Origin of the sequence: Anoxybacillus sp. FSL W8-0104 (assembly GCF_038004465.1) — a bacterium.
Classification (GTDB): domain Bacteria; phylum Bacillota; class Bacilli; order Bacillales; family Anoxybacillaceae; genus Anoxybacillus; species Anoxybacillus flavithermus_G.
The window spans coordinates 2,725,222-2,737,985 of record NZ_JBBOQU010000001.1 but is presented as its reverse complement, the minus strand read 5'-3'; the positions used below and the strand labels follow the sequence as shown (position 1 = coordinate 2,737,985).

The following is a 12,764-nucleotide window of genomic DNA, read 5'->3' as shown; positions in this document are numbered from 1 at the left end:
CGTGAATTTTATTTTACGTTTGTTCATGCTAACGTTTACATATGTTCGTTTTCCTGTTATATTGATGATGTAATCAAAAATTCAACTTAGTAACTGTAGTTGAGCAATTTTCGTTACAATAATTACCATTTAAAAAGAGACAAACAGGGTACCCCTTATGCCACGTGGAGCTGTTTTTTCACGGTATCAATGGGAATATTTTGTTTTGCTGCACGATAAATGAACTCCACGAGGCTATGTCCTTTTCTCTTGCGCAGGAGATCGAGCCCATCCGAAAAATCACTGTTAGACTCGAACATGCTGTACACATACGCAAGTTGCACCAAGATCCAATACCGTTTCACCGCCCGACGCCCGCGAACGCGGTATCCATCGAGTTTCAGCTGGTCTTTCGCTTGACGGAAAAAACATTCGATCGACCAACGTGCAGCATAGTAGCGCAAGATCTCTTCATCGCTTAGCTCGCGATCGGTGCTCAAGACGCAATGAAGATGTTTCGGCGTCATCGGCTGATCGGCTTTCCATGCGAGCAGCACCACGGCATCCTTGAGACCGTTCAGAGCGCCTTCGTAGCGATACACCCGATAACGCTCTTTTCCCACCGTGACGAGGCGGGTATCCCGTGGCTCCATAGATTTGGCAAATTCTTTTGCTTGAATGGCCGTCCCTTTTGGATAGAGAATCCGATTCGTCTTCAGCATCGCGATGACGTGGAACCCTTTTTTCAAGCAGGCTCCCACGAGGGTTTTCGATGGATACCAAGAGTCCATGAGCACATAAACGGGGCGACTCACATCCAACGAAGAAAGCATCTCGATCGCGAGTTCCCCTTTGCTTTTCCCCGCCGTCTTGTCGTAGAGGCGAAAGGCAAAAGGAAACGCTTGAGTCATCGTATGAACCATGAGCCAAACGAGAGAATGTCCCCAAATCGATTTTTTCTCTGCGTGACAATAGTGCCAATCACACCCTTGAATGGCGTGTGTTGCCCGTGACGAGGGCTTCGTTTTTTGGCAAATCGTATCATCGATCGAAACAAAAATGGGTTGATTCTCTCGTTTCGAGCTGCGTTCGACACGATGAAGCACCCACTGTTGGAGTTTGCGAAGCAGCGTCTCTTCCTCCCATGGGCTTTTCGTGAAAAAATGGCTCAGTGTCGTGCGATGGTTCGGATGAAAACTCCCATGATGTAGATCGGTCAGCGTTCCCGAAAAGCCCTTTGTAATCATCGCATCCACGATATGAACGAGATGCTTCATGACAGGTTTCGAGAAATAAAGGGCCAACCCCAACATCGTCAAAAACTTGTGGATTCCTTGGTGATGTGCTAATCTATTCATGAGACATGAACCTCCTTGTGAATGGTTTGTTGGCACATCTATTCTAACCAAGGAATCGGGTTCATGTCTTCTTTTTTGTTTGGTTGTAAATTTATGTTAGTAAATTTGCTCATCTACAGTTAGTAAGATGATTGTAGCTATATTTATTTAAAAATAGGGAGGAACGAATGGTCAACTACCCCCACTTAGCTAACGCTTGAAGTGAGGGCTTGCAACTCCCCAGAAGTGCAAACGGATTTCGTCCTCCTTCCTTGACTTGGGGTTGCATCAGGGGCAGGTTGACGACTACCCAACGACGCAGGTCATGCCTGCATCGTTACCGATTCTCTCGGTGTGTCTGTTGGCAGTACTTGGCTTCCACACACAACAGACGGACCTACGCTCGATGTTTTACGGTTACAACGTTTCCTGTAACCAACTCCATACATCGAGTAGCAGTTATTGGAGTGCCTTTATTGAACGGTTTTCTCCACGCCTTTATTATATCATACACAAAAGAAAGGGGGAACGCGCATTCCTCTCCCACTTACTCCCTTTGGTCGTTGAAGTGGGAGTCTCCTGCGCGAAATAGGATGAACATTGCCCGTATGATTGATCATACGTTATTAAAGCCAGAAGCGACGAAAGTGCAAATTGAAAAGTTAGTAGAAGAAGCGAAAAAGTACGAATTCGCATCAGTATGCGTTAACCCAACGTGGGTAAAGCTTGCTGCTGAACGTTTGCAAGGAACAAAAGTAAAAGTATGTACCGTCATTGGCTTCCCGTTAGGAGCGACAACGCCAGAAGTGAAAGCTTTTGAAACAAAACAAGCGATTGAAAATGGTGCGCAAGAAGTCGATATGGTCATCAATATTGGTGCGTTAAAGGATGGTGACGATGATCTTGTAGAGCGCGACATTCGTGCGGTCGTCGAGGCTGCAAAAGGAAAAGCGTTAACAAAAGTTATTATCGAAACAGCGTTGTTAACAGATGAAGAAAAAGTGCGCGCATGCGAAGTTGCTGTTCGCGCAGGCGCTGATTTTGTGAAAACATCAACGGGATTTGCCAGCGGCGGTGCGACAGTAGAAGATGTCGCATTAATGCGCAAAACGGTTGGTCCAAATGTCGGTGTGAAAGCATCTGGCGGTGTGCGCAGCGCAGCGGATGCAAAAGCGATGATTGACGCTGGAGCAAATCGGATCGGTACAAGTTCTGGACCTGCTATTATGGAAGGAACAACTTCAAACGAAGCATACTAATGGAGGCATTCGCATATGAAAGAAGTATTACTAAGCTTACTTGCTGGGCTTGTCGTTGGAATTTTGTTTAAATTTTTACGTTTGCCGTTGCCAGCCCCGCCTGTGTTGGCAGGAGTGATAGGGATTTTTGGCGTATATTTAGGTGGCGTCGTCGCTGACTGGTTAATGAAGACGTTTTTTAACTAAATAGCCCAAGAAGGGATGATCAACAATGAATAAACAACTATTAATTGAAGCGGCAAAACAAGCGAGAGAGCGGGCGTACGTTCCGTATTCAAAGTTTAAAGTTGGGGCAGCGCTATTAACGAAAGATGGGAAAGTGTATGGAGGTTGCAACATCGAAAACGCATCATACGGTTTATGTAACTGTGCTGAACGTACAGCTTTATTTAAAGCGTACTCAGAAGGAGACCTTGAGTATGCGATGTTAGCTGTTGTTGCGGATACGGAGCGTCCTGTTCCGCCATGTGGCGCATGCCGTCAAGTCATTGTTGAATTGTGTGACCCGAATATGCCTGTCATTTTAGCCAATATGAAAGGCGATGTACAGGAAACGACGGTGAAAGAACTTCTCCCTGGAGCTTTTTCAAAAGAAGATTTGCGATAAGCGTCGGCTTTTCCGACGCTTTTTGCATTGATACATAACAAAAAAGGAAATATAATCGTGTAGAGGATAATTTGACAGCTGACAACGGAGGTGTGACATGAGTCAAGATGTATCAAGAAACAAGTTGCTTTGGATCGCGGGGCTTGGATGGTTGTTTGATGCGATGGATGTCGGGATGCTTTCATTCATTCTTGCGGCTTTGCAAAAGGAATGGGGATTAACAGCTGAGCAAATGGGTTGGATTGGGAGCGTGAACTCGATCGGTATGGCCGTCGGTGCTCTTGTGTTTGGATTGTTAGCTGATCGTATCGGTCGAAAGCAAGTATTTATTATTACGCTTTTATTATTTTCGATCGGAAGCGGCTTATCTGCTTTTGCGACAACGTTAACGGTATTTTTAATTTTACGCTTTTTTATCGGTATGGGACTTGGCGGTGAACTTCCGGTTGCTTCCACGCTCGTATCGGAAAGCGTACCCGCTCATGAGCGCGGGAAAGTTGTCGTTTTATTAGAAAGCTTTTGGGCAGGTGGCTGGCTATTAGCTGCGCTCATTTCATTTTTCATTATTCCGACGTACGGTTGGCAAATGGCACTCATTTTAGGGGCTTTACCTGCGTTATACGCCATTTATTTGCGTATTAACTTGCCCGATTCACAAAAGTTTATTGCGGTAAAAACGGCAGAACGTCGTTCTGTTTGGCGCAATATCGCAGACGTATGGGCAAAACCTTATGCGAAGCAAACGACGATGCTTTGGATTTTATGGTTTGCGGTCGTCTTTTCGTACTACGGCATGTTTTTATGGCTGCCGAGCGTGATGGTGATGAAAGGATTTAGTTTAATTAAAAGCTTTGAATATGTGCTAATTATGACGTTAGCGCAATTGCCAGGTTATTTTAGCGTCGCGTGGTTAATCGAACGCATCGGAAGAAAAGCGGTGCTCATTATTTATTTAGTTGGGACAGCGTTAAGCGCTTATTTCTTCGGAAATGCCGAGTCGGTTGCGATGTTAGTGACGTTTGGAGCGCTGTTATCATTCTTTAATCTCGGCGCATGGGGAGCGCTTTATGCCTACACGCCAGAACAATACCCAACGGTTATTCGCGCGACAGGGGCAGGCATGGCCGCTTCATTTGGACGTATTGGTGGCATTTTAGGACCGCTTCTTGTCGGTTATCTCGTTGCACAAAAAGTATCAATTACGATGATTTTTGCTGTATTTTGTATCGCGATTTTCATTGGTGCACTTGCCGTTCTTTTCCTCGGCAAAGAAACGAAACAACAAGAACTCGCATAATCATTCGAAAAGAAGCTATAATGGTATCATTGTAGCTTCTTTTTTGAAAGGGGATTTTCTTTTGGGCGTTTCTGTAGTTATTGCGACATATAATCGGCTACTTCCGCTGGCAGAATTGCTAGAGTCGTTAAGCAAACAAACGTATAAGCCAACGCAAGTTATTATTGTCAACGATGGGGGCTCATCGGTACAAGCTGCTGTCGATGCATATCCTGAGCTTTCTATTGAGCTCATGGAATTAAGCGAAAATGTCGGGCACGTCGAAGCTCGGAATATCGGTGTGCGTGCGGCGACAGAAGACTTTATTATGCTGTGTGATGATGACGATTTACTATTGCCGTGCCATATGGAGCGAATGATTGCAAATATGAACGACGCGGACTTTGTATATAGCGATGTAGAAATTTTTCATTATCGCACGGAAAATGGTATGCGTATACCGACCGATCGCTTTTTATTTGCATATGAATATGATTTACAAGCAATGCGTACATTTTCGACGTATGTTCCTTCAGGGAGCATGTATCGGCGCACCATTCATGATGTAATCGGGTATTTTGATTCATACGTTCATAATTATTGGGATTGGGATTTCTTTTTACGTGTAGCGAAAGAGTTTTGTGTCAAACGCGTACCGACAGCGAGTGTTCTTTATGCTTTTTCCAATGAAGGAGATCATTTATCGAAACAAATGAATGAAACGAGACAAATGTATTTAAACCGATTAAGTGAAAAACATGAACTTGGCAACCTACCAACGAAAAACTTTTGGCTCCTTTTATCAGAGCCGGATGTGCAAAAACGGCAAGCAAAGAGTGAAGTCATATGGGATGGTGAACCGTTTCGTTCGCGGCTCGCTCATCTCGTTCGTTGTTAGGGGATATGTACAGAGTCTTTGCGAAGGCTCTGTTTTTTTGTTTATAGAAAAAGGAATAAAGAAGAAATGTGTCGAAAAACTAACAAGGTTAAGTAGTTTCTACTTGACAAATAAAAATTACTATATGATAATTTATATCGAATTATAATTGTTATAATTTGATTTGTCAGTCATATTTTCTATATGGCTGGATCATACTACTAACATACAAAAAAATGATGCAGGAGGATGATGAAGCATGTCATTAGTAGGAAAACAAGTACAACCATTTAAAGCGATGGCGTACCATAACGGTGAATTTATCGAGGTAACAGAAGAAAACTTAAAAGGAAAATGGAGCGTCGTTTGCTTCTATCCAGCAGACTTTACGTTCGTTTGCCCAACAGAATTAGAAGATTTACAAAACGAATATCCGAAATTAAAAGAGCTTGGTGTTGAAGTATACTCTGTTTCAACAGATACACACTTCACGCATAAAGCATGGCACGATCATTCGCCAGCTATTAGCAAAATTGAATACGTAATGATCGGCGACCCTTCACAAAAATTATCACGCATGTTCGAAGTGCTTGATGAAGAAACAGGTCTTGCGCAACGCGGTACGTTCATTATCGATCCAGACGGTGTTATCCAAGCAGTTGAAATTAACGCTGACGGCATCGGTCGCGACGCAAGCACAATTGTAAACAAAATTAAAGCTGCACAATATGTGCGCAACAACCCTGGCGAAGTATGCCCAGCAAAATGGCAAGAAGGTGGGCAAACATTGAAGCCAAGTCTTGACCTTGTAGGTAAAATTTAAGGAGGCTTACGTCAATGGTATTGGATGCTGAAATTAAAGCACAGCTCGCCCAATATCTACAATTGATGGAAAATGACATTGTGTTAAAAGTGAGCGCGGGAGACGATTCAGTTTCCCGCGATATGCTTGCTTTAGTCGATGAGCTTGCAACGATGTCATCGAAAATCAAAGTAGAAAAAACAACGTTAGAGAGAACGCCAAGCTTTAGCGTCAATCGCGTTGGCGAAGAAACGGGCGTTGTGTTCGCAGGAGTGCCTTTAGGACATGAATTTACTTCCCTCGTGCTTGCGTTGCTTCAAGTGAGTGGACGTCCGCCAAAGGTCGATCAAGCGGTCATTGATCAAATTAAAGGTTTACAAGGAACGTACCGTTTTGAAACATACGTCAGCTTAACGTGCCATAACTGTCCGGACGTCGTTCAAGCATTAAACGTCATGAGCGTACTAAATCCGAATATTTCACATACGATGATTGATGGAGCAGCATTTAAAGAAGAAGTCGAACAAAAAGACATTATGGCGGTGCCAACTGTCTTTTTAAATGGCGAACCGTTCGCAAGCGGTCGGATGTCGCTTGAAGAAATTCTTGCGAAGTTAGGAAGCACGCCAGATGCTTCAACGTTCGCAAACAAAGACCCGTTCGACGTGCTTGTCATCGGTGGCGGACCTGCCGGTGCAACAGCAGCCATTTATGCTGCGCGTAAAGGCATTCGCACGGGAATTGTCGCTGAACGTTTTGGTGGTCAAATTTTAGATACACTAGGCATTGAAAACTTTATTAGCGTCAAATATACAGAAGGTCCAAAGCTCGCGGCAAGCCTTGAAGAACATGTGAAACATTACAATGTTGACATTATGAACTTGCAGCGTGCGAAACGGTTGGAAAAGAAAGACCTCATTGAAGTTGAACTTGAAAACGGCGCCGTTTTAAAAAGTAAAGCGGTCATTATCGCGACAGGTGCGCGTTGGCGCAATCTCGGCGTCCCTGGCGAAGCGGAGTTCAAAAATAAAGGGGTTGCTTACTGCCCGCATTGCGACGGTCCGTTGTTCGAAGGAAAGCATGTCGCGGTCATTGGCGGTGGTAACTCTGGGGTCGAAGCGGCAATTGACCTGGCGGGAATTGCTAAGCATGTGACCGTTCTTGAGTTTGCGCCAGAATTAAAAGCGGATGCTGTGTTGCAAGATCGTTTGTACAGCTTACCGAACGTAACAGTCATTAAAAATGCGCAAACGAAAGAAATTACAGGTACAGACAAAGTAAACGGTCTCACATATATTGATCGCGCAACAGGCGAAGAGCACCATATTGAACTTCAAGGTGTATTCGTGCAAATCGGGCTTGTACCGAATACAGAATGGTTAGAAGGAACGGTAGAGCGCAATCGCTTCGGTGAAATTATCGTCGATAAACGCGGTGCAACAAACGTTCCTGGTGTCTTCGCTGCTGGCGATTGTACAGATAGCGCATATAAACAGATTATCATTTCCATGGGCTCAGGCGCAACAGCTTCTTTAGGTGCGTTTGACTACTTAATTCGGAATTAACCGGTTTCCCTCCCCTTGACGCTCGTATTGTCGTTTGATACAATATTAGCCAAACGAAATACAGGTGCAACGATGAAAGATGGATAGTAGCTAAGATCGTTCTTTTATAGCGAGCTAGGGAGGGTGGAAGCCTAGCAAAGACGCTTAGCGAAACGGCAGTCTGGAGTTGCTTCACGCAAAAAGTGGATGCGTTACGCATCAACTAGGGTGGAACCGCGGGAGTTACGCTCTCGTCCCTAGGCGAAAGGCCTAAGGACGAGAGCGTTTTTTGTTTACACTTCGTAAGAGGAGGATGAAATATGTCGGTAACGATGGATCAAATTGTGGCACATGCGAAACATCGCGGTTTTGTTTTTCCTGGCTCAGAAATTTACGGCGGGTTAGCGAATACGTGGGATTACGGTCCGCTAGGGACAGAATTAAAAAACAATATTAAGCGCGCATGGTGGAAAAAGTTTGTCCAACAATCGCCGTACAATGTCGGATTAGATGCAGCGATTTTAATGAACCCGCGCACGTGGGAAGCGTCAGGTCATTTAGGGAACTTCAACGATCCGATGATTGACTGTAAACAATGTAAAGCGCGTCACCGGGCAGACAAACTTATCGAAAGCGCCCTTGAAGCGAAAGGCATTGAAATGGTTGTCGATGGGCTTCCATTTGAAAAAATGGAGCAGCTCATTCAAGAGCACGACATCGCTTGTCCGGATTGCGGCAGTCGCGACTTTACGAACATTCGCCAATTTAACTTAATGTTTAAAACGTTCCAAGGTGTGACGGAATCGAGCGCGAACGAAATTTATCTTCGTCCTGAAACGGCACAAGGCATTTTTGTAAACTTTAAAAACGTGCAGCGGACAATGCGCAAAAAATTGCCGTTTGGTATTGCGCAAATCGGAAAAAGTTTTCGGAACGAAATTACACCTGGAAACTTCACATTCCGTACGCGCGAATTTGAGCAAATGGAGCTTGAATTTTTCTGCAAGCCAGGAGAAGAATTGCAATGGTTTGATTATTGGAAACAATATTGCGAACAGTGGCTTTTATCGCTTGGCATGAAGCGTGAAAACATTCGTTTGCGCGATCATTCCGAAGACGAACTATCTCACTACAGCAACGCGACAACAGATATTGAATATAAGTTCCCGTTCGGTTGGGGCGAGCTATGGGGCATTGCATCGCGCACCGATTACGATTTGCGCCGTCATATGGAATATTCAGGAGAAGATTTCCATTACCTCGATCAAGAGACGAATGAGCGTTTCATTCCGTACTGCATTGAACCTTCACTCGGTGCAGACCGCGTGACGCTTGCCTTTATGATTGATGCATATGAAGAAGAACAACTTGCGGACGGCACAACGCGTACCGTCATGCATCTTCATCCGGCATTAGCGCCGTACAAGGCCGCGATATTGCCGTTATCGAAAAAGTTATCAGAAGGTGCACGTGAGATCTTTGAACAATTGTCACAACACTTTATGGTTGATTACGACGAGTCAGGATCAATCGGTAAACGTTATCGCCGCCAAGATGAAATTGGTACACCGTTCTGTATTACGTATGATTTCGACTCAGAACAAGATCAAATGGTAACTGTGCGCGATCGCGACACGATGGAACAAACACGCATTCCAATTGTACAATTAAAAAGCTTCTTGGAAGAAAAAATTCAGTTTTAGACGAAAACAGGCTATCCTATGTAGTAGGGTAGCCTTTGTATTAGAAAGGAGTGAAAAGATGAGCATATTGAAAAACGATTGGGCTCCTTTATTAGAAGAGGAGTTTCAAAAACCGTATTATTTGAAGTTGCGTCAGTTTTTAAAAGAAGAATATCGAACGAAAACGATTTATCCCGATATGCACGATATTTTCAACGCCCTTCATTACACGCCATATGCCGATGTGAAAGTCGTTATTTTAGGACAAGATCCGTATCACGGGCCGAATCAAGCGCACGGATTAAGTTTTTCTGTCAAACCGGGCGTCGCTTTGCCTCCGTCACTATTAAATATTTTTAAAGAGCTACACGATGACCTCGGGTGTTATATTCCAAACAACGGTTATTTATTAAAATGGGCGAAGCAGGGAGTGTTATTGTTAAATACGGTATTAACGGTACGGCAAGGGGAAGCAAACTCGCACAAAGGAAAAGGATGGGAACATTTTACGGATCGCATCATTGAACTTGTGAATGAAAAGACGGAGCCGGTCGTCTTTATTTTATGGGGGCGTCATGCCCAAGCGAAAAAAGCGCTCATTACAAATGAACATCATTATCTTATTGAAGCCCCGCATCCGAGCCCACTTTCAGCCGCGCGAGGCTTTTTCGGCAGCCGCCCGTTTTCGAAAACGAACGCGTTTTTACAACGAACAGGGAGAGAGACGATTGACTGGCAAATCGAAAACATTTGATACTCGAATAAACTGTTATGCATGCAAACATTTTTACGTCACGTGGGACCCGCAGCTGCCGCGCGGTTGTCGTGCGTTCGGTTTTAAAAGCGTCGCGTTGCCGTCTATTGTCGTTAAGCAATCATCTGGCGCGCCTTGCATGAAGTTTGTAAAAAAAGGACATAAGGGGAGAAACGGATGAGTTCGTCGCGCTCTATCGTCGTTTCCGTTGTGGCGATGCTCTTCGCCATTGCTGCAGGAACGATAGGGTTTATGTTTTCTGAGCAATTAACGTTTTTTGATGCTCTTTGGTTGACTGTTGTTACGATTTTAACGGTTGGCTATGGCGATACAGTTCCACAAACGTTTTATGGGAAAATGTTTGCACTGATCATTATTCCCGTCGGTATTAGCATCGTGACATACGCGACAGGGGCGGTTGCTTCGATGATGATGGAAGGGGAATTTTCGAAAACAGTGCGGAGGCGAAAAATGAAAAAGAAAGTTGAAACGATGAGAAATCATATTATCGTATGTGGGTATGGACGAGTGGGAGAACAAGTCGTGCGCGAGCTTGTCAAAAACGGGACACCTGTCGTTGTTATTGAGCGAAACACGGATTGGCTCGAAGAAATGGACGACCCTCTTCCGTGCGTCGAAGGGGATGCGACAGAAGATGACGTATTGATCGCGGCAGGCATTGAACGGGCGGCTGGCTTAATTGCCGCGTTGCCATCTGATGCTGATAACGTCTTTATTGCCTTAACAGCAAAAGGAATAAACCGCGACATTCAAGTTGTCGCGCGTGCCGAACGAACGGAATCGGAAGAAAAATTGCGACGTGCTGGTGCGGACAAGGTGATTAACCCTTCGTTTTTGGGCGGCCGGCGCATGGCGATGACGATGTTAAAGCCTGTGAGTGTCGATTATGTTGATACGATTTTTCATGACCATGCAGAACAATATGCGATTGAAGAAATTACGATTGAACCTCATTCCCCATTTGTCGAGACATCTGTTCGCGATCAAGCGGTGCGTACGCGCTTTGGTGTGACGATTATTGCCATTCAACGTCAAAACGACATTATTGGCAATCCGATGCCAGAGGAGCGATTTTATGTTGGAGATGTCATCATTGTATTCGGTGAGAAACGAGCATTAGATGCGTTTGAACAGGCAGTAAACAAAAAGTAAGCAGCCATATCGGCTGCTTACTGTAATGCATAAATTCTCGCTTCGTGTGGGCGCATATGAAGCGTCGTTCCTTCTTCTTTGACGTCTGTATAGTTGCCGAGCAAGAGGCGGCGACTTGCAGAGCTGATCTCTTCTGGCAATGTATATACGTTGTCGCTGTCGCAATGATTTAAAACGATAAGCCAGCGAACGCCATCGAGCTCGCGTGTATAAGCATAAATATACGGCTCATTTTCTGAAAGATCGCGGAACGTGCCGTACACCATTACCGGATTTTGTTTGCGTAATTGAATAAGCTTTTTATCACGGCTGTTGATTATCCAAAATTAGGCATACTCCTCCCATATATTCGGGCATACTCAAATAAGACAGCTGCCATCTCGGATTTCCATTCGAGAGGAAGTTGCCCAGAGAAAAAACGACGGACAAACGAAAGAAAGGTAAGGGACGAGGTTGTCCGTTTTTCCGTTCGATGATATAGCCATCTCAGTAACACATAAGCGATAAATGCCGCAAAAAGTTGGTTGTATACCGCATGCTCGTTGGTGCCAAATAAGGTCGGAACGTTTAGATATTGCTTGATCCATCGGAAAAACACTTCCACTGTCCAACGTTCTTGATACATCTCGGCAATCTTTTCCGCCGATGCCTCTAAGACGTTCGTGACCACACGGATTTCATGCCCGTTCGCATCCTGAAAGATCACGACGCGATGGCGCTTTTTGGAACGACATTGTTTCGTTCCTAACTGGCAAGTAAAATCCGCCACAATAGAAGAAGAGGAGGAAGAAAGGCGCTTTAGGCTCTTTTTTTGATGGATCTCGACATTGTCTTTCATCCGAATCACAAACGGTTGCTTCTGTTCGACAAACCGATCGAGGCGTTCAATTTTAAAGTACGCTCGATCTTCGACAAGAACCGTTTGTACGTCTGTGAGCCGCTCTCCCACCGGTCCATCGTGGCGCAACCCTACGGTTTCTACGATGTCGCTCGGCATTTGTTGCTCAGGGGAATACGCGACGTGCATTTTCACTCCGGATCGTTCCCCATGATAGGGTGCCCATGTCAGGCGGTTTTTCCCCACGGTGACGGTCGTGGAGTCTACTATACGCAATGCTTTTGGAAAGCGAAGCGAACGGCGGGTTTGGCGATTGCACTTAGAAACAACCAAAGCAAATAAGCGCTTCATCACCTCGTACGGAACTTCTTTCGCTTTCTTAGAAACCGTCGAGTAATGAAACGTCGGCAATCCGTACATTTTCGCCACATCGGCACCATGACGGAAACTTTTCCATTCGTGAAGTGCCGCCAGCAGAAAAAAATCAACCAACGTGCGCACCGTAAACGTCCGCGAAGTGTCATGGTAGCCAACGGCTTCGGTAATCGACTGGAGATCTTCATCAGAAACAATTTTTTGCATCAAATTTGGGAGTGTGGTATGCTTGTGCATAGAGAGCACCTCCTAGGTTTGTTT

At 44.9% G+C, this 12,764-nt stretch carries 14 protein-coding genes and 1 other annotated feature; of the genes, 11 read left to right on the top strand and 3 right to left on the bottom strand.

The genetic code is table 11. From position 1 onward, the window contains the following. Positions 1-155: 155 nt before the first annotated feature. Positions 156-1,337 carry an IS701 family transposase gene (locus tag NST18_RS14635; RefSeq protein WP_340721602.1) on the bottom strand — a complete coding sequence of 394 codons (1,182 nt, stop codon included), beginning with the start codon at positions 1,335-1,337 and terminating at the stop codon, positions 156-158. A gap of 572 nt (positions 1,338-1,909) precedes the next feature. Between NST18_RS14635 and deoC the strand changes: the two genes are divergently transcribed. From deoC to NST18_RS14580, 11 genes are all read left to right on the top strand, one after another. After that, entirely contained in the window at positions 1,910-2,575 is a 666-nt protein-coding gene (gene deoC / locus NST18_RS14630) for a deoxyribose-phosphate aldolase (protein ID WP_004893153.1), read from the top strand. Positions 2,576-2,590: 15 nt separating this feature from the next. After that, on the top strand, positions 2,591-2,761 hold the full coding sequence (locus NST18_RS14625; RefSeq protein WP_004893151.1) for a XapX domain-containing protein: 171 nt from the start codon (positions 2,591-2,593) through the stop codon (positions 2,759-2,761). A 25-nt stretch (positions 2,762-2,786) separates the two neighbouring features. Further along, a complete protein-coding gene (locus tag NST18_RS14620; protein ID WP_004893149.1) occupies positions 2,787-3,182 on the top strand; it encodes a cytidine deaminase in 396 nt (131 codons plus the stop codon). A 97-nt stretch (positions 3,183-3,279) separates the two neighbouring features. Beyond that, complete coding sequence (locus NST18_RS14615) at positions 3,280-4,479, top strand: MFS transporter (protein ID WP_004893147.1); 1,200 nt, start codon at positions 3,280-3,282, stop codon at positions 4,477-4,479. 61 nt (positions 4,480-4,540) lie between these two features. Further along, positions 4,541-5,356, top strand: a complete 816-nt coding sequence (locus NST18_RS14610) for a glycosyltransferase family 2 protein (RefSeq protein ID WP_004893146.1) — start codon at positions 4,541-4,543, stop codon at positions 5,354-5,356. 238 nt (positions 5,357-5,594) lie between these two features. Next, complete coding sequence (gene ahpC / locus NST18_RS14605) at positions 5,595-6,158, top strand: alkyl hydroperoxide reductase subunit C (protein WP_004893144.1); 564 nt, start codon at positions 5,595-5,597, stop codon at positions 6,156-6,158. Positions 6,159-6,172: 14 nt separating this feature from the next. Then, positions 6,173-7,702, top strand: coding sequence for an alkyl hydroperoxide reductase subunit F (gene ahpF, locus NST18_RS14600; RefSeq protein WP_004893139.1), 1,530 nt, complete (start codon positions 6,173-6,175; stop codon positions 7,700-7,702). A 63-nt stretch (positions 7,703-7,765) separates the two neighbouring features. Next, positions 7,766-7,943 (top strand) — a binding site (T-box leader). Positions 7,944-8,001: 58 nt separating this feature from the next. Continuing rightward, positions 8,002-9,384, top strand: a complete 1,383-nt coding sequence (locus tag NST18_RS14595; RefSeq protein WP_004893138.1) for a glycine--tRNA ligase — start codon at positions 8,002-8,004, stop codon at positions 9,382-9,384. 58 nt (positions 9,385-9,442) lie between these two features. Then, positions 9,443-10,117 (top strand): uracil-DNA glycosylase, encoded by a 675-nt coding sequence (locus NST18_RS14590; protein WP_004893137.1) that lies wholly within the window; start codon positions 9,443-9,445, stop codon positions 10,115-10,117. Continuing rightward, positions 10,092-10,298 (top strand): hypothetical protein, encoded by a 207-nt coding sequence (locus NST18_RS14585; protein ID WP_035019033.1) that lies wholly within the window; start codon positions 10,092-10,094, stop codon positions 10,296-10,298. Before NST18_RS14590 ends, NST18_RS14585 begins: the two co-directional genes overlap by 26 nt. Continuing rightward, entirely contained in the window at positions 10,295-11,290 is a 996-nt protein-coding gene (locus NST18_RS14580) for a potassium channel family protein (RefSeq protein WP_004893135.1), read from the top strand. Before NST18_RS14585 ends, NST18_RS14580 begins: the two co-directional genes overlap by 4 nt. Before the next feature lie 17 nt (positions 11,291-11,307). On the opposite strand, the gene NST18_RS14575 is transcribed toward NST18_RS14580, so the two are convergent. Next, the gene (locus NST18_RS14575) at positions 11,308-11,553 is read right to left on the bottom strand and encodes an alpha-glucosidase C-terminal domain-containing protein (RefSeq protein ID WP_340721600.1); all 246 of its coding nucleotides are present in this window, start codon (positions 11,551-11,553) and stop codon (positions 11,308-11,310) included. 53 nt (positions 11,554-11,606) lie between these two features. Beyond that, positions 11,607-12,740 (bottom strand): IS4 family transposase, encoded by a 1,134-nt coding sequence (locus tag NST18_RS14570; RefSeq protein ID WP_088223289.1) that lies wholly within the window; start codon positions 12,738-12,740, stop codon positions 11,607-11,609. Positions 12,741-12,764: the final 24 nt, after the last annotated feature.

Excerpts from the sequence above, each read along its gene's own strand:
- NST18_RS14620 (WP_004893149.1), top strand. The coding sequence starts at position 2,787 with ATGAATAAACAACTATTAATTGAAGCGGCAAAACAAGCGAGAGAGCGG.
- NST18_RS14635 (WP_340721602.1), bottom strand. The coding sequence starts at position 1,337 with ATGAATAGATTAGCACATCACCAAGGAATCCACAAGTTTTTGACGATG.
- NST18_RS14615 (WP_004893147.1), top strand. The coding sequence starts at position 3,280 with ATGAGTCAAGATGTATCAAGAAACAAGTTGCTTTGGATCGCGGGGCTT.
- deoC (WP_004893153.1), top strand. The coding sequence starts at position 1,910 with ATGAACATTGCCCGTATGATTGATCATACGTTATTAAAGCCAGAAGCG.
- ahpF (WP_004893139.1), top strand. The coding sequence starts at position 6,173 with ATGGTATTGGATGCTGAAATTAAAGCACAGCTCGCCCAATATCTACAA.
- NST18_RS14570 (WP_088223289.1), bottom strand. The coding sequence starts at position 12,740 with ATGCACAAGCATACCACACTCCCAAATTTGATGCAAAAAATTGTTTCT.
- NST18_RS14625 (WP_004893151.1), top strand. The coding sequence starts at position 2,591 with ATGAAAGAAGTATTACTAAGCTTACTTGCTGGGCTTGTCGTTGGAATT.
- NST18_RS14590 (WP_004893137.1), top strand. The coding sequence starts at position 9,443 with ATGAGCATATTGAAAAACGATTGGGCTCCTTTATTAGAAGAGGAGTTT.
- NST18_RS14580 (WP_004893135.1), top strand. The coding sequence starts at position 10,295 with ATGAGTTCGTCGCGCTCTATCGTCGTTTCCGTTGTGGCGATGCTCTTC.
- ahpC (WP_004893144.1), top strand. The coding sequence starts at position 5,595 with ATGTCATTAGTAGGAAAACAAGTACAACCATTTAAAGCGATGGCGTAC.
- NST18_RS14595 (WP_004893138.1), top strand. The coding sequence starts at position 8,002 with ATGTCGGTAACGATGGATCAAATTGTGGCACATGCGAAACATCGCGGT.